Origin of the sequence: Nocardia goodfellowii, from assembly GCF_017875645.1 — a bacterium.
Classification (GTDB): Bacteria; Actinomycetota; Actinomycetes; order Mycobacteriales; family Mycobacteriaceae; genus Nocardia; species Nocardia goodfellowii.
In genome coordinates this window covers 6,909,720-6,930,584 of record NZ_JAGGMR010000001.1, presented here as the reverse complement: position 1 = coordinate 6,930,584, position 20,865 = coordinate 6,909,720, and the positions used below count along the sequence as shown (strand labels likewise).

Here is a 20,865-nt window from a genome sequence, read left to right as displayed (position 1 = left end):
CAAAAAGGGGCCGCCACCTCGGTGCCGATGGTGGGACTCGAACCCACACATCCTTTCGGATAACGGTTTTTGAGACCGTCGCGTCTGCCAGTTCCGCCACATCGGCTAGCACCGGGAGAGAACTATAGCGGGTCGGGAGCCCAAACCGCGAACCGGTTGCGACTTGTGTCACCGCCACCCGGTTTGCGCAGGGTATATACGGTCTGAGCGCGGGTGAACGGTACTCTTTACATCACTCGACGCCCGCGGCGGGCGGGCGGAGGCTTGGGTAGATCGGTCTCGGCTGCCGTGCGGTGCGTTGGGACAGGCATCGGAACCAGAGGGGTCTACCTATGAGTGAGACAGCAGGGGGCGCCGGCGCGAAGCGCGACGCCGGGGCGAAGCGAGTCGTCGTTGCTGAAGATGAGGCGCTCATTCGGATGGATCTGGTGGAGATGCTGACCGAAGAGGGCTATCTGGTCGTCGGTGAGGCCGGTGACGGCCAGCAGGCGGTGGATCTGGCGGTGGAGCATCGCCCGGATCTGGTGATCATGGATGTGAAGATGCCGCGCCGGGACGGGATCGACGCCGCCGCCGAGATCGCGTCCAGACGTGTTGCGCCCGTGGTCATCCTGACCGCGTTCAGCCAGCGGGATCTGGTGGAGCGGGCCCGCGACGCCGGCGCCATGGCCTATCTGGTGAAGCCGTTCACCAAATCGGATCTGGTGCCCGCCATCGAATTGGCCGCCAGCCGCTTCCACGAGATCACCGCGCTGGAGAGCGAAGTCGCCAATCTGTCGGACCGGCTGGAGACCCGCAAGCTGGTCGAGCGCGCCAAGGGTGTGCTGATGCAGACGCACGGTCTCTCGGAACCGCAGGCGTTCAAGTGGATTCAGCGAACCGCGATGGATCGCCGCACTACGATGAAGGCGGTAGCCGAGGTAGTGCTGGAGAACTTGACGCCTAAGTGACCAGCGCCGGTCGTTTCCGGCCCTCGGTCGCTGGGGGCTGGAAAATTTGCTCAGTCGTTACACGATCTTCCGAAAACCTTCGAAATAAGGTCATCCGCATCACGCGAATGTGATGCGGATCTAACGTACCAACGCTATGTTCTGGACGGGCCGATGCGATCGGCCCCCTCGGGTTGCCGGGGGTTCAGCAGGACTTAGAGGTGAGACGTGCTTAGTTCGACATGGCGCAGTCGTTCCACGCGAGGCGCATTGGTTTTCAGCGCTGCCGCCGCGCTGGTGCTGTCCGGATGCAGTGACAAGTCGACCGATGATGGGAAGGCGACCGGGACCGAGAACGGCGGCGCTCTGACCATCGCGCCGGTCGTGCAGGTCGATACCGACGGCAAGGAAGTGGCGGCGTCGTCGCAGTCCAAGGCCGTCGACCCGGCCGGTGACGGCAAAGCGACTTGCCCCGCGGGCACGGCGATCGCCTTCGCCGGCCCGTTGACCGGCCCGAACGCGCAGCTCGGCATCAATATCGACTACGGCGTGAAGGTGGCGCTCAAGGCGCACAACGACGCGAACCCCGGGTGCAAGATCGAGTACAAGGCCTTCGACACCGAGGGTGATCCGCAGAAGGCCACCTCGGTGATTCCGCAGATCATCAACGACAAGTCGATCATCGGCCTGGTCGGCCCGACGTTCTCCGGTGAGACCAGGGCGACCGGCAAGATCCTCAGCGACGCGGGCCTGGTGGCGACCACGGCCTCGGCGACCAACGCGGGTCTGACGGGCAACGGCTGGACGCACTTCTTCCGCGGTTTGGCCAATGACGACGTGCAGGGCCCGTCGGTGGGCAAGTACCTGGTCAACACGGCCGGCTACAAGAAGGTCTGCGTTGTCGAGGACAACAGCGACTACGGCACCGGTCTGGCCAAGAGCATCAAGGAAGGCCTCGGCGCTGCCGCCGACCCGAGTTGTGCCGCCGCCGTCAAGGCCGGCGACAAGGACTTCTCCGCCACCGTCACCAAGATCAAGGCGGCCAACGCGGACGCGGTCTTCTACGCCGGCTACTACGCCGAGGGCGCGCCGTTCGCGTCGCAGCTCAAGGCCGCCGGTGTGAAGTCAATCTTCGTCGGCCCGGACGGTGTGAACGACCCGCAGTTCATCAGGCAGGCCGGTAACGCGGCCAAGGGCGCCACCCTCACCTGCCCGTGTGGCCCGGCCCCGGAGAAGTTCGCCAAGGATTACCAGGCGCTCAACAACGAGGCGCCCGGCGTGTATTCGGTCGAGGGCTATGACCTGGCGACGATCCTGTTCAAGGGCATCGACAGCGGCAAGGTTACTCGCCCGGATCTGCTCGAGTTCGTGCGCAACTACGACGGTGAGGGCCTGGCCCGCCACTACAAGTGGAGCCCGAACGGCGAGCTGTCCAAAGCGCTCATCTGGATTTACACGGTCAAGTAGTGGAGTAGCCCGCGGGCACTTCAGCGCAGCACGCATGGGGTTCGTGCGAACCCATGCGTGCTGCTTTCGTGACCCGGGCGAATGGATGAGGGCGAAATACGCATGACATCAACAGCATTGGCCGAGGGAGTACAAATCCTCGGCGGATCGATCGACTTCAATTACAACGGGGTCATCGACAACTTCTGGCAACTGACCGTTGACGGAGTGACCTACGGCGCTATCTACGCTCTGGTCGCCGTGGGCTATACCTTGGTCTACGGCGTGCTGCGGCTCATCAATTTCGCGCACTCGGAAGTGTTCATGCTCGGCTTGTTCGGGCAGCTGATCGGCTTGATGATTCTCGGGTTCTCGCCGGCGCCCGACGTGTATTCCCAGGGCGCTGCCCTGACGATCGTGTTCCTGGTCGGTGCGGGCTTGATCGGCGCGCTGGTCTCCGGCGGCGCCGCTGTCGGTTTGGAACGCGTCGCGTACCGCCCGCTGCGCCGCCGCGGCGCGAAACCGCTGAGCTTCCTGATCACCGCCATCGGCATGTCGTTCGTGCTGCAAGAATTCGTGCATTTCATCCTGCCGAAGATGAAGTTGCCCGAGAGCGCGGGCCCGATCGGGAGTACCGCGCTGGGCGGCACCAATGCCCAGCAGGGTGTTCAGTTGGTCGAGCAGACCGATCTGTTCGACTTCGGTGGCGCGTCCGTCACCAACATCATGATCATCATCGTGCTCGCCGCGGTGGTGCTGGCGATCGGCACCGAATACCTGATCAACCAAACGAAATTCGGCCGCGGCATTCGCGCCGTGGCCCAGGACCCGGACACCGCGACCCTGATGGGCGTGTCCCGGGAACGGGTCATCATGCTGACCTTCCTCATCGGCGGCCTGCTCGCCGGTGCGGCGGCGCTGCTGTACACGATCAAGATTCCGAACGGCATCATCTACTCCGGCGGGTTCATTCTCGGCATCAAGGCGTTCAGCGCGGCGGTGCTCGGCGGTATCGGCAACCTGCGCGGCGCGCTGCTCGGCGGCCTGATCCTCGGCGTGGTGGAGCAGTACGGCCAGTTGTTCTTCGGCACCCAGTGGCGCGACGTGGTCGCGTTCGTGGTGCTGGTGTTGGTGCTGATGGTGCGCCCGACCGGCATCCTCGGCGAAAGTCTCGGAAGGGCACGGGCATGACGGACCTGACCAAAGCCGCGGGCCCGGATTCGCCCGCGCCGCAAGAACGTCGCGGTATCGGCGACGCCCTGCGCACCTGGTGGGATGGCCTCAGCCGTCCCGGGCAGTGGGCTGTCGGCGTGCCGTTCATCATCCTGCTGGCGCTGCTGCCGCTGTTCCCGCCACCGCTGGTGGACACCCCCGCCTACAACTTCGGCTTGGTGATGGCCAAGGTCGCGATGTTCTGCCTGATCGCGATCGGCCTCAATGTCGTTGTCGGCCAGGCAGGTTTGCTCGATCTCGGATATGTCGGTTTCTATGCAGTCGGTGCGTACACCGTCGGTCTGCTCACCTCCAAGAACAGTCCGTGGAATCAGACCGACGGCGGCTGGCTCGACCCGAAATGGGCTTGGCTGGCCTGTCTGCCGCTGGCCGCGTTGGTCACCGCGTTCTCCGGGCTGATACTCGGGTCACCGACGCTGCGGCTGCGCGGTGACTACCTCGCCATCGTGACGCTGGGCTTCGGTGAGATCGTCCGCTTGCTCGCCGACAACCTCGGCGAGATCACCAACGGCAGCCTCGGTCTGTCCGAGGTGGCGTACCCGCGCATCGGTGAGTCCGAGGCCAAGCCCAACGGCGTGTTCTCCGCGGGCAATGTTGGTGACCCGGATTCGTCGAATCTGCTCGACCGCGCCAGCTATGGAACCTATTGGTACTGGCTGGGTATGGCGCTGATTATCGTCATGCTGCTGATCGTCGGCAACCTGGAACGCAGCCGGGTCGGCCGCGCCTGGGTCGCGATCCGCGAGGACGAGGACGTCGCCGAGATCATGGGCGTGCAGACCTACAAATACAAGCTGTGGGCATTCATGATCGGCGCCGCGGTCGGCGGTATCTCGGGCGCGATCTACGCCGGGCAGGTGCAGTTCGTGAACCCGACCAGGTTCGACATCGTGAACTCGATGCTGTTCCTCTGCGCGGTCGTGATCGGCGGCCAGGGCAACAAACTCGGCGTATTGGCCGGCGCGTTCATCATCGCCTATCTACCGGACCGGCTGGCGTCGGTGCGAATGGTGAACGACGAGGCCACCGGGTACACGTTGCTCATCCTCGATGTGGCGGCGTTCATCGCCTTGGCGCTGTACTGGAAGTGGGCCCAGAAGAATCGAGACCTGGGCGGCTGGCCGAAACGGCTGGTGGTGAGCGGCATGGTGTTCACCGGCGTCATGGGCGCATTGCTGGTAGGCAGTGTGCTGCTGTTCCGGCCGGGCGGCGCGCAGTCGCTCGGCGACCTCAAATATCTGTACTTCGGTATCGCGTTGGTGGTGATGATGATTCTGCGTCCACAGGGTCTGTTCCCGGTGCGGCAGAAACTGCTCACCTACGGCCGGCAGGTCTACCAGGCGGTGCGCCGCCCGGCCCAGCCCGAGACGGTCGGAGCGGGACGATGACCGGCCCGGGCGCGGGTGACGCGCTGTTCGACAACGAGGACATGGCCGCCGGTCATGTCGCGCCGCCGGAGCCGGCGGAAAGCGCCGGCGAGGTCGACCTCACCGCGGTGATCCCGGAACTCGGTGATGCCGAAACAGTCGCCGAAGTGGTTGCGCCGCACCGGGAAATCGACACCGAGGTCGGCGCGCCACTGCTGCGTACCGAGGGCCTTACCGTGAAATTCGGTGGTCTCACCGCGCTGGACTCGTTGGATTTCGAGATCCGCCGCGGGGAGATCCTCGGTCTCATCGGACCCAACGGGGCCGGTAAGACGACCTGCTTCAACGCGATCACCGGTGTCTACAAGCCGGCGTCGGGACTCGTGTATTTCGATGGCAAGCCGCTCACGAAGTCCAAGCGCAACGAGATCACCCGGCTCGGTATCGCACGCACGTTCCAGAATGTGCGGTTGTTCAACGAGATGACCGCGCTGGAGAACGTGGTGGTCGGCACCGACGCCCGGCACAAGACCTCGGTGCCGGGCGCGATCATCCGTACGCCGCGGCATCGGCGCGAGGAGCGCGACGCCATCGAGCGCGGCATGGCGCTGCTCGAATTCGTCGGCATCGCACCGCGCGCGGTGGAGAAGGCACGCAATCTCTCCTATGGCGATCAGCGTCGTCTCGAGATCGCGCGCGCCCTGGCCACCGAGCCGAAGCTGCTGTGCCTGGACGAGCCGGCCGCCGGGTTCAACCCGGCGGAGAAGGCCGCGCTGATGGATCTGATCCGCAAGATCCGCGACGACGGGTTCACCGTGCTGCTCATCGAGCACGATATGCGCCTGGTCATGGGTGTGACGGACCGGATCGTGGTGCTGGAGTTCGGGCGCAAGATCGCCGACGGCCTGCCCGCGGAGGTGCGCGAGAATCCGGACGTGATCGCGGCGTACCTGGGTGTGCCCGATGACGAGGCCCGGGCCACGGAAGCCGAACCCGCCCCCAGCGCCGATACCGGATCCGCGCCCAGCGAGGAAGCCGGAACCGATGCTCCCGCAACGGATCCGGCGGATTCGCCGACGCAGGTGCTGCCGATCCCGGAGCCCGGTCGCGGGCCGGAACCGGTGTCGGTGCGCAAGGCGGGCAAGGACGCGCCGGATCGCGATTTCAGCGACGCTCCGGTGCTGCTCGAAGTCCAGGACATGGTCGTCAACTACGGCAGAATCCAAGCGCTGCACGGCATTTCGCTGAAGGTGGCGGAGGGTGAGCTGGTCACGCTGCTCGGCGCCAACGGCGCCGGCAAGACGACCACCATGCGGGCGCTGTCCGGGCTCTTGCCGCTGACCCGCGGCAAGATCTTGTTCCAGGGCCGCGACATCACCGGTGTGAAGGCGCACGAACGGGTGACCGACGGGCTGATCCAGGCGCCGGAGGGCCGCGGTGTGTTCCCCGGCATGACGGTGCAGGAAAACCTCGACATGGGTTGCTACGGTCGGCCTTTCAAGGTGAAGGCGGAGTGCGACCAGACCCTCGAATGGGTGTTCGAGCTCTTCCCCCGTCTGTCCGAACGCCGCAAGCAGGTCGGCGGCACGCTGTCCGGCGGTGAGCAGCAGATGCTGGCGATCGGACGATCCCTGATGGCCCGGCCCCGGCTGCTGCTGCTCGACGAGCCGTCGATGGGGTTGGCGCCCATGGTGATCCAGCAGATCTTCCGGATCATCAGCGAGATCAACCGGCAGGGCACCACCGTGCTGATGGTGGAACAGAACGCGCAGCAGGCCCTGGTGCGCAGCGACCGTGCCTACATTTTGGAGACCGGCGAGGTCACCAAGTCCGGTACGGGCGGCGATCTGCTGGTCGATTCGGCGGTGAAATCGGCCTATCTGGGTGTGGGTTAGTTTCGGCCTGAGCAGCGGCGGCGCATCGGATTTCCGGTGCGCCGCCGCTGTCCTGCGGGCATGATGGCCTCCATGAACTCCCGCGAAGAGTTGATCGACCTAGCCGACCAATACTGGGACAGCAAGCTCGAAGCGTCGCCCACCGCCGCGACGCTGCTCGGCGACCACCGCTTCGACGACCGCATCGAAGACCTGTCCGCCGAAGCCGAAGCGCGAATCAGCGCGACCTACCGCGACCTGCTGGCCCGGGTCGACGCTCTGGATCCGGAGGCGCTGAGCGCGCAGGACCGGATCACGCGCAGCCTGTTGCACGCCGAGTTGACCGGCACGATCGACCAATTGTCCTGGCGGCCATTGGAAATGGCCTCCGATCAGATGGCGGGCGTGCACGCGCAGCTGCTCACCATGGCGCCGCAGATCAGTGCGCTGAAACCGGAGCACGCGACGGCGCTGGTGCAACGGCATCGCCAGATCGGCACCATGCTGGACCAGGCGGTGGAACGCTTCCGCGCCGGATTGGCCGCGGGGCGCGCGCCGGCGCTGATCACCGTGCGGCGATCGCTGAATCAGCTCGACGGCTACCTGGATTCCGATCTCACCGGTGACGCGTTCGTCACCCTCGACGGTCCGCCGGACTGGGACGGCGAGGAAGCCTGGCGCGCCGAATTGGCCCAGGTGGCAGCCGAAGTCATCCGCCCGGGCTTCCGCCGCTACCGGGAGGCGCTCGCCGAGGAACTGCTGCCCGTCGCGCGCCCGGACGAGCGCGCGGGACTGTGCTGGCTCGGTGACGACGGCGCGGACATCTACACCCGGTTGTTGCGCGAGCACACCACGCTGCCCGAGCTGAGCGCCGAGGAGATCCACCGCACCGGCCTCGCCGAATTGGCGGCGCTGCGCGCGGAATACGCGGAGATCGGGGCGCGCCGATTCGGTACCGCCGACCTCACGGAGATCTTCACCCGGCTGCGCACCGACCAGGACCTGCGCTACCGCGACGCCGACGAGATCATGACCGACGCGCGCAGCGCCCTGACCGCGGCCACCGCGGAGATGAAGAACTGGTTCGGGCGGCTGCCCAGGGAATCCTGTGACATCGTGCCGGTACCGGAGTTCCTGGAAGCGGATTCGCCTACCGCCTACTACTTTCCGCCCCCGGCCGACGGCTCTCGTCCGGGCGCGTATTTCGTCAACCGCTACCAGCCGACCGAGCAGCTGCGCTACGAAACCGCCTCGGTCGCCTACCACGAGGCCATCCCGGGGCATCACCTCCAACTGGCCATCGCCAACGAACTCGACCACCTGCCGCGATTCCAGCGGCAGTCCTTCGCCAATACCGCGTTCGTCGAGGGCTGGGCGCTGTACGCAGAACGGCTGGCCGACGAAATGGGCTTGTACGCAGACGATCTCGGACGGCTGGGCATGCTCGCCGGTGACTCGTGGCGGTCCTGCCGGTTGGTTGTCGACACCGGTATCCACGCCCTGGGCTGGACGCGTCAGCAGGCCGTCGATTTCATGATCGCCAATGCGCCGGTGGGTGAGGGTCACATCCGGATGGAGGTCGACCGCTATATCGCCATGCCCGGACAGGCCGTCGCGTACAAGGTCGGACAGATCGAAATCCGATCCCGGCGAGCCGATATCGAGCGGAAGCTCGGAAACGCCTTCGATATCAAGAGTTTCCACGACATCGTGCTCGGCTCCGGATCGGTGAGCCTGCCGGTGCTGCGGGAACTCGTTGCCACACTGTGACCCGGAGCGGGCCTGTCCGAGTTGCAGGCCCCGGTCTCGTCGGCTTCCATAGAAGGGCGTCGACGGACCTTGGTCAGGGGGAAACATGAACCAGCCGTTGACATCTCGCCGGCCACCCGGCGGCAACCGGCACGGGCTCCCGATCACCGCGATCTGCGGTGCGATCGCGATCATCGCGATGGTCGGATTCGTGGTGGCGGCCGGCTGGCCCGCCGGTGCGCCCCGCCCCACCGACCGGGCCGCCGGGCTGACGCTCGGCGCGGGACTCGCGTCCGGGCCGGGATTCACCGGCGCGCCCTCGGATCCCGCGAAACCGGCAGGTTATGCCGCCGCGCCGGTGGACCCGGTGCGACTATCCGGTGCGGCGCAATTCCCGTCCAGCCGGCAGGTGCAGGCGCTGGCCGATCATCCGTTGTTCGCCCAGCACGTCGGGCTGACCAGGGTCGACTGCACCTTGCCCGGGTGGGGCGCCGACGCCACCGCGGCCCGCGCGTTCTATCTCGCCGCCATCGACTGCCTGGACGCCGCGTGGGAGCCGACACTGCGCGGCGCGGGCCTGCCGTTCCGCTCGCCGCGGTTGGCCGTGCCGGAGCAGCCCGGCACGCTCAGCAGCCCGTGCGCCCGCGAGGACGGCGACACCGCCGAATCCCTCTACTGCATGATCGACGAGACGATCATTCTGCCGCTCGACGGGTTACGCACGGTGACCAGCGGCTCTCGCCGCGGGGCCCAGCTGGCCGCGCTCGCCCACGAGTACGGCCACCACATCCAATCGCTGATCGGCGTCATGCGGGCCTATCTCGACAAACGCACCGCGGTCGGCTGGCATACCGGAGCCGGCCAGGAACAGAGCCGTCGCCTGGACCTGCAGGCCGCGTGCTTCGCCGGAATGTTCTTCGGCAGTAATCACGGTCGCGCCGATATCGATCAGCAGACCTGGGACGAGGCGGTGCGCGTCACCCGGGTGGCCGGTGACCGGCCCGGCTACGCCCGGCTGCACGGCACCGACTTCAATGTGTGGGGCTGGTGGAAATGGGGTGCCGATCTGGGCGACACCTCCGAGTGCAACACCTGGTACTCGGCCGCACCGTACGTGGCGTGAGCAGTGATGCCCGCCCTGCCGTGGACTTGTCGGTGGGTCTCAATAGACTCTGACACGTGACTCCAGCGACCACCGATCAGCGTCCGAGTTCCGCAGCCGGCACCTCCGTCGAAGCGCCGGGGGAGCGGCCGACGCTGCTGTTGCTGGATGGCCATTCCGTGGCCTATCGCGCGTTCTTCGCGTTGCCCGCGGAGAACTTCAAAACCGTCACCGGGCAGACCACCAACGCGGTGTACGGATTCACCGCCATGCTGATCAACCTGCTGCGCGACGAGAAGCCCAGCCATGTGGCCGCCGCATTCGACGTGTCCCGCAAAACCTTCCGCACCGAGGCGTATCCGGAGTACAAGGCCAACCGCAGCCAGACCCCGGATGAGTTCCGCGGCCAGGTCGAGCTCACCAAAGACGTGCTCGCCGCGATGGGCATTCCGGTGATGGCGATCGACGGGTTCGAGGCCGACGATCTGATCGCCACGCTCACCACCCAGGCCACGGCCCAAGGCTTCCGGGTGCTCATCGTCTCCGGCGACCGCGATGCCATCCAGCTGGTCACCGACGATGTCACCGTGCTCTACCCGCGCAAGGGCGTCTCGGATCTCACGCGCTTCACCCCCGACGAGGTGATGACGAAGTACGGCCTCACCCCCTCCCAGTATCCGGATTACGCGGCGCTGCGCGGCGACCCGAGCGACAACCTGCCCGGCATCCCCGGCGTGGGCGAGAAGACCGCCGCCAAATGGATCCGCGAGTACGGGGATCTGAACACCTTGGTGGAGAAGGTCGACGAGGTGAAGGGCAAGGTCGGTGACGCGCTGCGCGCCAACCTGTCCAGCGTGGTGCTCAACCGGCAACTCACCGAGATGGTCCGCGATGTCCCGCTGCCCTACACCCCGGATCAGCTGGCCCAGCAACCGTGGGATCGCAACAAGATCCATCAACTCTTCGACGACCTCGAATTCCGGGTGCTGCGCGACCGGCTGTTCGAAACTCTCGCGCCGAAGGAGCCCGAGGCCGAGTCCGGCTTCGAGATCAGCGGCGGCGCCCTGGAAATCGGCGGCGTCGTGTCCTGGCTCGCCGAGCATGCCGTGGCCGGTGTGCGCCACGGTGTTTCCATCGTCGGCAACGGCACCCCGGGCAACGGTGACGTGAAGGCGCTCGCCATCGCGGCCGCCGACGACCAGAGTGGCTACATCGATGTCACCGTGCTCACCCCGGAAGACGAAGCGGCACTGGGCGCCTGGCTGGCCGACCCGGCGGTGCCGAAGGCGCTGCACGAGGCGAAGTCGGCCATGCACATGCTGCGCGGGCGCGGCTGGACCTTGGGCGGGCTCACCAGCGACACCGCGCTGGCCGCCTACCTGGTCCGTCCCGGCCAGCGCAGCTTCAATCTCGACGATCTCTCGCTGCGCTACCTGCGCCGTGAGCTGCGCGCCGAAACCGATGACACGCAACAGCTTTCGCTGCTCGACGACGCCGACACGATCGACGCCGAGGCCGCGCAGACGGAGATGCTGCGCGCCCGCGCGGTGCTCGATCTCGCCGCGGCGCTCGACACCGAGCTCGAGCAGATCGAATCCGTGCCGCTGCTCGACGATATGGAACTGCCGCTGCTCGATGTGCTCGGCCGCTTGGAGGACGCGGGCATCGCCGTCGATGTCGAGCAGCTGGAACTGCTGCAACGCCAGTTCGCCGACAAGGTCAGCGAAGCGGCCAACGCCGCCTACGAGGTGATCGGCAAGCAGATCAATCTGGGCTCGCCCAAGCAGCTGCAGGTGGTGTTGTTCGACGAGCTCGACATGCCGAAGACCAAGCGCACCAAAACCGGCTACACCACCGACGCCGACGCGCTGGAATCGCTGTACGAGAAGACGGAACACCCCTTCCTGCAGCATCTGCTCGAGCATCGCGACGCGACGCGGTTGAAGGTCACCGTCGACGGACTGCTCAAGTCGGTCGCCGAGGACGGGCGCATCCACACCACCTTCAACCAGACCATCGCCGCCACCGGCCGGCTCTCCTCCACCGAGCCGAACCTGCAGAACATCCCCATCCGCACCGACACCGGTCGCCAGATCCGCGACACCTTCGTCGTCGGCCCCGGCTACGCCGAGCTGATGACGGCCGATTACAGCCAGATCGAAATGCGCATCATGGCCCACCTTTCCGGCGACGAAGGCTTGATCGAGGCCTTCAACTCCGGTGAGGATCTGCATACCTTCGTCGCCTCCAAGGCCTTCGACATTCCGCTCTCGGAGGTGCATCCGGAGATGCGCCGCCGCATCAAGGCCATGTCCTACGGTCTCGCCTACGGTCTGAGCGCGTTCGGTCTGTCCGCGCAGCTGAAGATCAGCACGCAGGAGGCCAAGGAGCAGATGGACATCTACTTCGAGCGTTTCGGCGGCATTCGCGACTACCTGCAGGACGTCGTCGATCAGGCCCGCAAGGTCGGCTACACCGAGACTCTCTTCGGCCGCCGGCGCTACCTGCCCGACCTGGATTCCAGTAACCGCCAGCGCCGCGAGGCCGCCGAACGCATGGCGCTCAACGCCCCCATCCAGGGCACCGCCGCCGACATCATCAAGGTGGCGATGATCAACGTGAACAAGGCCATTCGGCAAGCGGGCCTGCGGTCCCGGATGCTGTTGCAGATCCACGACGAACTCGTCTTCGAGGTCGCCGAGGGCGAGCGCGACCAACTGGAAACCCTCGCGCGGGAGAACATGGCCTCGGCCATCGCGCTCTCGGTGCCGCTCGACGTTTCCGTCGGTACCGGCCGCAGCTGGGATTCCGCCGCGCACTGAGTCGACGCCCGGTACCGCGCTTTCAGCGCGGCCGAGGCGCCAGGGCGATGGGCTCTGCGGTCGCTTTTCGCAGCGTCCTCAGCGCGGTCGCAGACCCAGCATCACGTGGCTGACCAGGCCGTCGAGCCACTCCTCCGCCGCTTCGGCGGCGACGAGCCCGGAGCTCAGAAAAGTCGCCAGACCTTGGAGCGCGGCGACTGCGGTGAGGGCGATTCGGCGCGGGTCGTCGGGGATGATCTCCCCGCGGCTCTGCGCGTCGGCGATCAGGCTGATCGGTACCGCGAACGCGCGGTCGACCGCCTGTGACATGACGTCCCCGGCCACCGGGCTGTGCCGGCGCGCGAACATCAAGGCCAGCAGGGCCGAGTTCTCGGTGGCGAAGCGCAGGTAGGTGCGGGCCATCGCGCGCATCGGGTCGGTCGTGGACCCGGCGGCGGCGAGATTCTCGAAATCGGCGCCGAGGCGCTCGAATCCGGCGACGGCGAGCGCGTCGAGCAGCGCCTGTTTGTCGCGGAAGTGGCGGGTGGGCGCGCCGTGGCTGACTCCGGTGTCGCGCGCCAACTGGCGCAGCGACAACCCGTCGACGCCGGATTCGCGCAGCGTGGCTTCGGCGCGCTGCAACAGCTCGGCGCGGAGGTCGCCGTGGTGATACGAGCGTGCGCGGGTTGCGGTCATGATGAGTGCAGGATAACAAAATGTAGGCGTTGACTACTTTGTAGGCGCTGCCTACATTCAACACATGACGGTTCGCACCTTCACCGCTCCGGTCGCGCTGCTGACGGTGTTCGCGGCACTGCTCGGCACCATGTACCTCGGCTATGCCAGCAATACCGAGAAGAATCTGCACGACTTCCCGGTCGCCCTGGTCAATCAAGACCTGGGCGACACGATCGACGGCGCACCGGCCAATATCGGCGCCCAGATCACCGAAGGTCTGATCGCGGGCATCCCGGCCGACAAGGTCGATCTGCGTGTGGTCGGAATCGCCAGTGCCCGAGCGCAATTGGAGAACGGCCAGGTCTACGGCGCGATCATCATCCCGTCCGACTTCACCAAGCGGCTGGCCATCCTCGGCGCCGCGGCGGTGGTGCCCGGTGAGGTGGAACGCCCGGTCATCACGGTGCAGAGCAACCCGCGCATCGGTCCGTACACCGCCGGCATCATGTCGCGCATCGCCGACCGCGCCCTGGCGCAGGTACAGCAGACCGTCGGCGAAAATCTCGCGGAACGCGTGCACACCACGGTCGGGCCGCAGGGATCGGCGCAGATCAGCGGTGCCGCGCGCCTCGCCATCGCCGAGCCCGTGCATATCGTCGACGTCCCGTTTCGGCCCATGCCCGATGGCGCGGGACAGGGCCTGGTCGCGTTCTTCTATACGTTGATCCTGCTGCTCGCCGGGTTCACCGGCGCCATGATCATCCACACCCTGATCGACTCGGCCCTCGGTTTCATGCCCACCGAATACGGGCCCTGGTTCGTTCATCCGCCCGCCACCGGCATCAGCCGCTTGCGCACCCTGTTGCTCAAATGGGGCGTCATCGGCGCCGCGGCGCCCGTGCTGTCCGCCGTATTCCTCGGCACCGCAAAGCTTTTGGACGTGCCGCTGTCCAGTCCGCTGCTGCTCTGGCTCTACGGCACACTCGCCATCATCGCCGTCGGATGCACGGCGCTAGCGGTCCTGGCGACCTTCGGCACCGCGGGTCTGATGATCAACCTGGTTCTGTTCGTGGTCCTCGGGTTGCCGTCCTCGGCCGCCACGGTTCCCCTGGAAGCTGTCCCGAGCTATATCGCGGCGCTGGCCCGTTTCGAACCCATGCACCAGATCTATCTCGCCGTGCGTGCCATCCTGCTCTTCGACGGCCGCGCCGAAGCCGGTCTGTCCCAAGGCATCTGGATGACGCTGCTCGGCCTCGCGATCGGCCTGGTCCTCGGTGCGGCGGCGACCTTCGGCTACGACCACCGCGGCCTGCATCGCGCCGCCACCGAATCCGCCGCCGCGGCACCGGCTCGCACACCCGCCTTGTCTTCCTGAGCGGCTGGTCCAGCTATTCGGGTTGCCTGGTCATGGCGATCAGACCCATGGGGCCCAACGTACCGAGCGCGCGCTGATCTTGCCGCCCTGGCTGTGAGCTGCGCGGATGATACTCGCGAGTAGCGAAAATCATTGCCCGATATGGTTGCTATTGCGCGACGTTGTGCCTATTGTCGATCGCGTGCCGAATCCCGCCTGCCGCCACAGCATCGTGCTGACCGTCGCGACCCGCGACGCCCTCAGTGCTGTGCTCCCGCTCACCGCGATGGTGGCGCAAGCGCGACTTCTCGTAGTAACCCGCCGTAGCGGGGTCTGATTCGGACCGGCCCCCTCGCTGCGGGCTGTTGATTGTTGAAGCTGGTCCCCTCCACCGACATTCTTCGGGAAGACCTGAATCTCAATGACCACACTGACTTTTGATACACACATGTTCATCGCCGCCGCGCCCAAGGGCTTGCGGGCCGAAAGCGCCGGCATGACACCGGAACAGTTTTACGACCGGTACTGCGGGCAGGACGGCCCGATCCGGATCAGCGACTGGGCCGCGTCCGGCGGCCGGATGGCCGCCTTCACCGCGACCCTGGAATTCGCCGATCACCTGCGGTCCGTCGCGGCCATCGGCAGCCCCGTGGCGGCGCTCACCTCAGCGCTCTACGACGAGGGCTACCCGGTGGAGATCCTGCAATTCCATCAGCGCCGCACCGAGCTCGGCACCGCCACCTTCGTGCAGTGCGAGTTCAACGGGCGACGCGGCTGGGGAGCGGCCCTCGCCGGCGACAGCGCCGAATCCACCGCGCGCGCAATGATTTCCGGCGTCAACCGCCTCGGCGCGTAACCCCGCACAGCACAACGGGCCGTGCACCGGGATCGGTGCACGGCCCGTTGCCGGGGTCCTACTCGGCTGTCGCCTGCTGCTCGGCCAGCTGCTTGCGTACCTCGTCCATGTCCAGGCCCTTGACCTGCGTGACGAGATCCTCCAGCGCCGCCGGCGGCAGCGCGCCCGGCTGCGCGAAGACCAGCACGCCCTCGCGGAACGCCATGATGGTCGGGATCGAGCGGATGTTCGCGGCCGCGGCCAGCGTCTGCTCGGCCTCGGTGTCCACCTTGCCGTGGACGACGTCGGGGTACTTCTCCGAGGAAGCCTCGAAGGTCGGCGCGAACTGCTTGCACGGTCCGCACCAGTCTGCCCAGAAGTCGACGAGTACCACGTCGTTTCCGGTGACTACCTCGTCGAAGTTCTTCTGCGTGAGTGTCTGGGTGGCCATGACGTCCTCTCGTCTAGTTTGTCGCCAGCTATAACGCCCGGCTCGAGCACTATCTTCCCTGCCAACGGTGGACGGCTGCCCACGCGTTCCATCTCCCGCGCCGATTACCCAGTCCGGCGGCGACGCAACCTCGACCGGCGTGTCCGGGGCCCGCTGGACCGCCGAGGGCGCGGTGAGCGGGAGGATAAGGCCGTGAGCAGAGCGAAGGAACGGCTACGACTAGGCCTGATCGAGGGTGACGGCATCGGACCCGAGGTCGTGCGGGCCACCCGGCGGGTAGTGGACGAGGCCCTCGCGGCCGCCGCCGCGTCGCCCGTCGACTGGGTGCCGCTGCTGATGGGTCATCGCGCCATCGAGGAATTCGGGGCCCCGCTGCCCGAGCGGACCTTGCAGGCTCTCGAAGATCTGGACGCCTGGATTCTCGGCCCGCACGACAACGCCGCCTACGCCGCCGAACATCGGCGCGAGGTCGCTCCGGGCGGCGCCATCCGCAAGCACTTCGGCCTCTACGCCAATATCCGCCCGGCGCGAGCCTTCCGGGGTGTTCGCGCGACCGCTCCCGACATCGACCTCGTGATCGTCCGGGAGAACAGCGAGGGCTTTTACGCCGACCGCAATATGTTCGCCGGATCCGGAGAATTCCGGCCGACCCCGGACATCGCCATGGCCATCGGCGTCGTCACCAGACGGGCTTGCGAGCTGATCGCACACGAAGCTTTCCGGCTCGCCTCGGCGCGTCGCAAGAAAGTCACCATCGTGCACAAGGCCAACGTGCTGCCGATGACCATGGGTCTGTTCCGCGACGTCTGCTATGAGATTGCGCACTCCTATCCCGGCGTGCAGGTGGGCGACGAGCACGTCGACGCCATGGCCGCGCATCTGGTCCGCGCCGCCGGTGACTTCGACGTCGTGGTCACCGAAAACCTCTTCGGCGACATCCTTTCCGATCTCGCGGGCGAGCTCAGCGGCTCGCTCGGCATGGCCGCCTCGCTCAATTGCTCCGCGACGCGGGCCATGGCGCAGGCGGTGCACGGTGCCGCGCCGAGCCTGGCCGGGCACAACCGGGCCAACCCGGTCGCACTCCAGCTGTCTGCTGCGATGTTGCTGAACTGGCTGGGTACCCGCGACGGCGACGCCGCGCTGGTCCACGCGGGCGAGCGGATCGAGCATGCCGTGGCCGCGGCCTTCGAGGCCGGGATCGCCACCGCCGACCTCGGCGGCATCGCCTCCACCAGCGAATTCACCGAACAGATATGTGCTAGGGTCCACCGCCGGTAGTCGTTTGCCTGGGTAGGAGTGTTCTGCACAGGACGGAGTTAATCTTCCGTTTCTTGCCAGCACGAAGCGTCTCGGTCGCTTAGATTGCCAAACGGGTGGTAAAACCCGGGTTTCACGTATCCGAAATGTGGAGGGCTGCTGTGTCTGTTCGTACCGTGCTTGGCAGGCGCGCGTTGGAGGTGATGTGCGTACTCACCGGTGGCGCACTGATCCTGACGGGTTGTTCCAATACCGAAGAGACCGGAGCCGCGGTCTCGAAGGAAAAGGTGGAGAAGGTCGACTCGATCGCGTCGACGCTCCCCGACAAGATCAAGTCCTCCGGCAAGCTCGTAGTCGGAGTGAACATTCCCTACCCGCCCAACGAGTGGAAGGACGGCGACAAGATCGTCGGTTTCGACGTCGACCTGATGGACGCCATCGCTTCCGTGCTGGGTGTGAAGGCCGACTATGTCGAGTCCGCCTTCGACAAGATCATCCCCGCAACCCAGGCCGGTACCTACGACCTCGGGATGTCCTCGATCAGCGATACGAAGGAACGTGAGCAGCAGGTCGACTTCACCAACTACTTCATTGCCGGTGTCCAGTGGGCGCAGCAGAAGGGTAAGGCGATCGACCCGGACAATGCTTGCGGCAAGCGTGTCGCGGTGCAGGCCACCACGTATGAGCACACCGAGGAAGTGCCCGCCAAGAGCGCCAAGTGCGTCGCCGAGGGCAAGGCCCCGATCGACATCAAGGCCTTCGACGAACAGAGCGCCGCGACCAACGCGCTGATCCTCGGCCAGGTCGACGGCATGTCCGCCGACTCGCCCGTCACCGCGTACGCGATCAAGCAGAGCGAAGGCAAGATCGAGCAAGCCGGCCCGGTCTTCGAGTCGCAGCCCTACGGCTGGGCTGTGGCCAAGGGCTCGCCCCTGGCGGGCGTCCTGCAGAAGGCGCTGCAGCACCTGATCGATAACGGCCAGTACCAGAAGATCTGCGAGAACTGGGGCGTCCAGGAAGGCGCGATCACCAAGGCCGGTATCAACGGAGCCGTGAGCTGATCCATGTCCGACCCGAAAACCGACACCGCGCCCGGCGATCCCGGGCACGGTGGGGGCCTAGCCGAGCCGGAACCGATCAAAGCGGTTCCGCTGCGCCGGCCGGGCCGTTGGATCGCCGCGGCCTTCATTCTCGTTCTGCTCGGACTCTTCCTCTACGGCGCCGCCACCAAAGAGGAATACAAGTGGGCGACCTTCGGGAAGTACCTCTTCGATAAGCGCATCCTCAACGGCGCGCTGGTCACCCTCGAACTGACTGTGCTGGCGATGGCGCTGGCCATCATTTTGGGCATCGTGCTCGCCGTGATGCGGCTGTCGCCGAATCCGGTGCTCCGTTCGGTGTCCTGGGTCTATCTCTGGATTTTCCGCGGCACCCCGGTGTACGTGCAGCTGGTGTTCTGGGGCCTGTTCCCCTCGCTGTACAAGCACCTCGTCCTCGGTGTGCCGTTCGGTCCGTCGTTCGTCGACTTCAATGTGCAGGAGTTGCAGGCCGCGTTCCTTTTCGCGGTCATCGGCCTGGGCCTGAACGAGGCCGCGTACATGGCCGAAATCGTCCGTGCCGGAATCAATTCGGTCGGTGAAGGGCAGCGCGAGGCCTCCGTGGCGCTCGGCATGTCCTGGACCCAGACCATGCGGCGCACCGTGCTGCCGCAGGCGATGCGCGTCATCATTCCCCCCACCGGCAACGAGCTCATCGGCATGCTCAAGACCACCTCGCTGGTCACCGCGCTGCCGCTGACCACCGACCTCTACGGCCGGGCTCGCGACATCTCCAGCGTGAACGCCCAGCCGGTACCGCTGCTGCTGGTGACCGCGGCCTGGTACCTGGCGATCACCAGCGTGCTGATGGTCGGGCAGTTCTATCTGGAGCGGTACTACTCGCGCGGGATCTCCCGGCAGTTGACCGCGAAGCAGTTGCAGGAGCTGGCCGACGCCCAGGGCGGGGTGGTGAAGGCGAAATGAGCCAACCCATGATCGTCGCCGACCGTGTCTGCAAGAACTTCGGCGCGCTGCAGGTGCTCAAGGGCATCTCGCTGGAAGTCGGCCGGGGCGAGGTGCTGTGCCTGATCGGGCCCTCGGGTTCGGGCAAGTCCACCTTCCTGCGGTGCATCAATCATCTGGAGCAGGTGAACGCCGGGCGGCTCTACGTCGACGGCGACCTCGTCGGTTATCGCCAGAAGGGCGACAAGCTCTACGAGTTGCATCCGCGCGAGGCCGCCAAGCAGCGCCGCGATATCGGCATGGTGTTCCAGCACTTCAATTTGTTCCCGCACCGCACCGCGCTGGAGAACATCATCGAAGCGCCGACCCAGGTGAAGAAACTGAAGAAGGCCGACGCGGTCGCCAAGGCGAAGGAGCTGCTGGACCGAGTCGGCATGGCGGACAAGGCGAATGCCTATCCGGCCCAGCTCTCCGGCGGTCAGCAGCAGCGGGTGGCCATCGCGCGGGCGCTGGCCATGGATCCGAAGTTGATGCTGTTCGACGAGCCGACCTCGGCGCTGGATCCGGAGCTCGTGGGTGAGGTGCTGCAGGTGATGCGGGAACTCGCCGCCGACGGCATGACCATGGTCGTGGTGACCCACGAGATGGGCTTCGCTCGGGAGGTCGCCGATCAGCTGGTGTTCATGGACGCGGGCGTGGTCGTCGAATCCGGTGTGCCGCGCGAGCTGCTGGCGGACCCGAAACATGAGCGCACGAAGTCGTTCCTGTCGCGGCTGCTGTAGTCGCCACTCGAGTAGGCAGTTGTGGACCGGTCCCCTGGGGCCGGTCCACAACTCGTTTATCGGCCCAGCGCGATGCGTAGTTGCCCCAGCAGGACTTTCGTCGCCGGATTGCCGGGGCGGTCGCGTCGCCAGACCAGCGCGAGTTGACCGCGCAGCCGCGGATCGGTGATTTCCATTGTCCGGACACCGAATTCGGCCGCTTCCGCCGCGGAGAGTTCGGGGACCACCGCGGTGCCGAGGCCGTGCGCGGCGAGTTGCAGCAGGACGCCCGGGTTGGCGGCCTCGAAGGCGATCTCGGGTGTGAGTCCGGCCGCGGCGCAGGCGCGCTCCAGGACGCCACGCAGGCCGGTGCCGCGCGGTAGGCAGATGAGTCGCCGTCCGGCCAACTCGGCCAGCGGGATTCGGGTGCGGGCGGGCTCGTCGGCCGCGGGCACCGCGGCGACGACGGCGGTGTCCAGCACGATATCGACACCCAGGGTCGCGTCGATATCCGCGCCTGTCAGCCCGACCAGCGCGATATCCAGATCGCCGTGCCGCAGTGCTTCCAGCATTTCCTCGGAGGTGTGCTCGCTCAGACTGATGCCGACCTGCGGGTGGTCCGAGTGGAATTCCGCGAGGACGGCGGCGAGGTCGAAATCCTCGCCCGCGATGCCGGAGACGAAGCCGAGGCGGACCTGTCCGCGCAGCAGGCCGGTGAATTCGTCGACGGTCTGGGTGACCTGTTCGACCGCCGCCAGGGCGGCGCGGGCGTGCGGTAGCACCGCCGCGCCGACGGGCGTGAGGGTCACCGACCGGGCTCCGCGCTCCAGCAGCGGCTGTCCCAGCTCGCGCTCCAGCTGCCGGATCTGCGCACTGAGGCCCGGCTGGGCGAGGTGCAGGCGCGCGGCGGCACGGGTGAAGTTGGCTTCTTCCACGACCGTGACGAAGTAGCGGAGCTGACGCAGTTCCATAACTGATGATTCTAGTTCTGATAATAACTATCTGTTGTACTTCTCGCTCGTGGCGGA

General features: G+C 66.4%; 18 protein-coding genes, 1 tRNA gene and 1 pseudogene. 16 read left to right on the top strand and 4 right to left on the bottom strand.

Annotated features, from left to right (window positions below; all coding sequences use genetic code 11):
* Positions 1 to 22 precede the first annotated feature (22 nt).
* Positions 23 to 106, bottom strand: a tRNA-Leu gene (locus BJ987_RS32115).
* A 226-nt stretch (positions 107 to 332) separates the two neighbouring features.
* Between BJ987_RS32115 and BJ987_RS32110 the strand changes: the two genes are divergently transcribed.
* The 9 genes and pseudogenes from BJ987_RS32110 to polA all read left to right on the top strand — a co-directional run bounded on the left by BJ987_RS32110 (position 333) and on the right by polA (position 12,522).
* Complete coding sequence (locus tag BJ987_RS32110; protein WP_209896802.1) at positions 333 to 950, top strand: ANTAR domain-containing response regulator; 618 nt, start codon at positions 333 to 335, stop codon at positions 948 to 950.
* Between the two features lie 249 nt (positions 951 to 1,199).
* Complete coding sequence (locus BJ987_RS32105) at positions 1,200 to 2,396, top strand: branched-chain amino acid ABC transporter substrate-binding protein (RefSeq protein ID WP_209896801.1); 1,197 nt, start codon at positions 1,200 to 1,202, stop codon at positions 2,394 to 2,396.
* A 102-nt stretch (positions 2,397 to 2,498) separates the two neighbouring features.
* Entirely contained in the window at positions 2,499 to 3,566 is a 1,068-nt protein-coding gene (locus BJ987_RS32100; protein WP_209896800.1) for a branched-chain amino acid ABC transporter permease, read from the top strand.
* Positions 3,563 to 4,996, top strand: a complete 1,434-nt coding sequence (locus tag BJ987_RS32095) for a branched-chain amino acid ABC transporter permease (RefSeq protein ID WP_209896799.1) — start codon at positions 3,563 to 3,565, stop codon at positions 4,994 to 4,996. The genes BJ987_RS32100 and BJ987_RS32095 overlap by 4 nt, the downstream gene beginning before the upstream one ends.
* Positions 4,993 to 5,946, top strand: a pseudogene (locus BJ987_RS37585) (ABC transporter ATP-binding protein); the annotation flags it as partial. The gene BJ987_RS32095 and the pseudogene BJ987_RS37585, both read left to right, overlap by 4 nt.
* 228 nt (positions 5,947 to 6,174) lie before the next feature.
* Entirely contained in the window at positions 6,175 to 6,870 is a 696-nt protein-coding gene (locus BJ987_RS37580) for an ABC transporter ATP-binding protein (protein ID WP_245367690.1), read from the top strand.
* A 72-nt stretch (positions 6,871 to 6,942) separates the two neighbouring features.
* Positions 6,943 to 8,619: a DUF885 domain-containing protein gene (locus BJ987_RS32085; protein ID WP_245366228.1), complete on the top strand. Its 1,677-nt coding sequence runs from the start codon at positions 6,943 to 6,945 to the stop codon at positions 8,617 to 8,619.
* 85 nt (positions 8,620 to 8,704) lie between these two features.
* Positions 8,705 to 9,721, top strand: coding sequence for a neutral zinc metallopeptidase (locus tag BJ987_RS32080; RefSeq protein WP_209896796.1), 1,017 nt, complete (start codon positions 8,705 to 8,707; stop codon positions 9,719 to 9,721).
* 56 nt (positions 9,722 to 9,777) lie between these two features.
* On the top strand, positions 9,778 to 12,522 hold the full coding sequence (gene polA, locus BJ987_RS32075) for a DNA polymerase I (RefSeq protein WP_209896795.1): 2,745 nt from the start codon (positions 9,778 to 9,780) through the stop codon (positions 12,520 to 12,522).
* 78 nt (positions 12,523 to 12,600) lie between these two features.
* Here the strand turns inward: polA and BJ987_RS32070 are convergent, their stop codons facing one another.
* Positions 12,601 to 13,197: a TetR/AcrR family transcriptional regulator gene (locus BJ987_RS32070; RefSeq protein WP_209896794.1), complete on the bottom strand. Its 597-nt coding sequence runs from the start codon at positions 13,195 to 13,197 to the stop codon at positions 12,601 to 12,603.
* 64 nt (positions 13,198 to 13,261) lie between these two features.
* Between BJ987_RS32070 and BJ987_RS32065 the strand changes: the two genes are divergently transcribed.
* From BJ987_RS32065 to BJ987_RS32060, 3 genes are all read left to right on the top strand, one after another.
* Positions 13,262 to 14,554, top strand: a complete 1,293-nt coding sequence (locus BJ987_RS32065) for a YhgE/Pip domain-containing protein (RefSeq protein WP_209896793.1) — start codon at positions 13,262 to 13,264, stop codon at positions 14,552 to 14,554.
* Between the two features lie 181 nt (positions 14,555 to 14,735).
* On the top strand, positions 14,736 to 14,870 hold the full coding sequence (locus BJ987_RS37915; protein ID WP_281070402.1) for a hypothetical protein: 135 nt from the start codon (positions 14,736 to 14,738) through the stop codon (positions 14,868 to 14,870).
* A 111-nt stretch (positions 14,871 to 14,981) separates the two neighbouring features.
* Positions 14,982 to 15,389: a 2-isopropylmalate synthase gene (locus BJ987_RS32060; protein ID WP_245366227.1), complete on the top strand. Its 408-nt coding sequence runs from the start codon at positions 14,982 to 14,984 to the stop codon at positions 15,387 to 15,389.
* Between the two features lie 58 nt (positions 15,390 to 15,447).
* On the opposite strand, the gene trxA is transcribed toward BJ987_RS32060, so the two are convergent.
* Complete coding sequence (trxA, locus tag BJ987_RS32055) at positions 15,448 to 15,819, bottom strand: thioredoxin (RefSeq protein WP_209896791.1); 372 nt, start codon at positions 15,817 to 15,819, stop codon at positions 15,448 to 15,450.
* Positions 15,820 to 16,011: 192 nt separating this feature from the next.
* On the opposite strand from trxA, the gene BJ987_RS32050 reads away from it, so the two are divergent.
* The 4 genes from BJ987_RS32050 to BJ987_RS32035 all read left to right on the top strand — a co-directional run bounded on the left by BJ987_RS32050 (position 16,012) and on the right by BJ987_RS32035 (position 19,858).
* Complete coding sequence (locus BJ987_RS32050; protein ID WP_209896790.1) at positions 16,012 to 17,097, top strand: isocitrate/isopropylmalate dehydrogenase family protein; 1,086 nt, start codon at positions 16,012 to 16,014, stop codon at positions 17,095 to 17,097.
* Positions 17,098 to 17,222: 125 nt separating this feature from the next.
* Positions 17,223 to 18,137: an ABC transporter substrate-binding protein gene (locus BJ987_RS32045; protein WP_372446912.1), complete on the top strand. Its 915-nt coding sequence runs from the start codon at positions 17,223 to 17,225 to the stop codon at positions 18,135 to 18,137.
* A 3-nt stretch (positions 18,138 to 18,140) separates the two neighbouring features.
* A complete protein-coding gene (locus BJ987_RS32040) occupies positions 18,141 to 19,097 on the top strand; it encodes an amino acid ABC transporter permease (RefSeq protein WP_209896789.1) in 957 nt (318 codons plus the stop codon).
* Between the two features lie 8 nt (positions 19,098 to 19,105).
* Positions 19,106 to 19,858, top strand: a complete 753-nt coding sequence (locus BJ987_RS32035) for an amino acid ABC transporter ATP-binding protein (RefSeq protein ID WP_209899464.1) — start codon at positions 19,106 to 19,108, stop codon at positions 19,856 to 19,858.
* A 56-nt stretch (positions 19,859 to 19,914) separates the two neighbouring features.
* On the opposite strand, the gene BJ987_RS32030 is transcribed toward BJ987_RS32035, so the two are convergent.
* Positions 19,915 to 20,808: a LysR family transcriptional regulator gene (locus BJ987_RS32030; protein WP_209896788.1), complete on the bottom strand. Its 894-nt coding sequence runs from the start codon at positions 20,806 to 20,808 to the stop codon at positions 19,915 to 19,917.
* Positions 20,809 to 20,865 lie beyond the last annotated feature (57 nt).

What these genes read in the sequence shown, in the direction of transcription:
- BJ987_RS32070 (WP_209896794.1), bottom strand. Translation starts at nt 13,197, where the DNA reads ATGACCGCAACCCGCGCACGCTCGTATCACCACGGCGACCTCCGCGCC.
- trxA (WP_209896791.1), bottom strand. Translation starts at nt 15,819, where the DNA reads ATGGCCACCCAGACACTCACGCAGAAGAACTTCGACGAGGTAGTCACC.
- BJ987_RS32065 (WP_209896793.1), top strand. Translation starts at nt 13,262, where the DNA reads ATGACGGTTCGCACCTTCACCGCTCCGGTCGCGCTGCTGACGGTGTTC.
- BJ987_RS32035 (WP_209899464.1), top strand. Translation starts at nt 19,106, where the DNA reads ATGATCGTCGCCGACCGTGTCTGCAAGAACTTCGGCGCGCTGCAGGTG.
- BJ987_RS32110 (WP_209896802.1), top strand. Translation starts at nt 333, where the DNA reads ATGAGTGAGACAGCAGGGGGCGCCGGCGCGAAGCGCGACGCCGGGGCG.
- BJ987_RS32100 (WP_209896800.1), top strand. Translation starts at nt 2,499, where the DNA reads ATGACATCAACAGCATTGGCCGAGGGAGTACAAATCCTCGGCGGATCG.
- BJ987_RS32095 (WP_209896799.1), top strand. Translation starts at nt 3,563, where the DNA reads ATGACGGACCTGACCAAAGCCGCGGGCCCGGATTCGCCCGCGCCGCAA.
- BJ987_RS32030 (WP_209896788.1), bottom strand. Translation starts at nt 20,808, where the DNA reads ATGGAACTGCGTCAGCTCCGCTACTTCGTCACGGTCGTGGAAGAAGCC.
- BJ987_RS32045 (WP_372446912.1), top strand. Translation starts at nt 17,223, where the DNA reads ATGTGGAGGGCTGCTGTGTCTGTTCGTACCGTGCTTGGCAGGCGCGCG.
- BJ987_RS32085 (WP_245366228.1), top strand. Translation starts at nt 6,943, where the DNA reads ATGAACTCCCGCGAAGAGTTGATCGACCTAGCCGACCAATACTGGGAC.
- BJ987_RS32060 (WP_245366227.1), top strand. Translation starts at nt 14,982, where the DNA reads ATGTTCATCGCCGCCGCGCCCAAGGGCTTGCGGGCCGAAAGCGCCGGC.
- BJ987_RS37580 (WP_245367690.1), top strand. Translation starts at nt 6,175, where the DNA reads ATGGTCGTCAACTACGGCAGAATCCAAGCGCTGCACGGCATTTCGCTG.
- BJ987_RS32080 (WP_209896796.1), top strand. Translation starts at nt 8,705, where the DNA reads ATGAACCAGCCGTTGACATCTCGCCGGCCACCCGGCGGCAACCGGCAC.
- BJ987_RS32040 (WP_209896789.1), top strand. Translation starts at nt 18,141, where the DNA reads ATGTCCGACCCGAAAACCGACACCGCGCCCGGCGATCCCGGGCACGGT.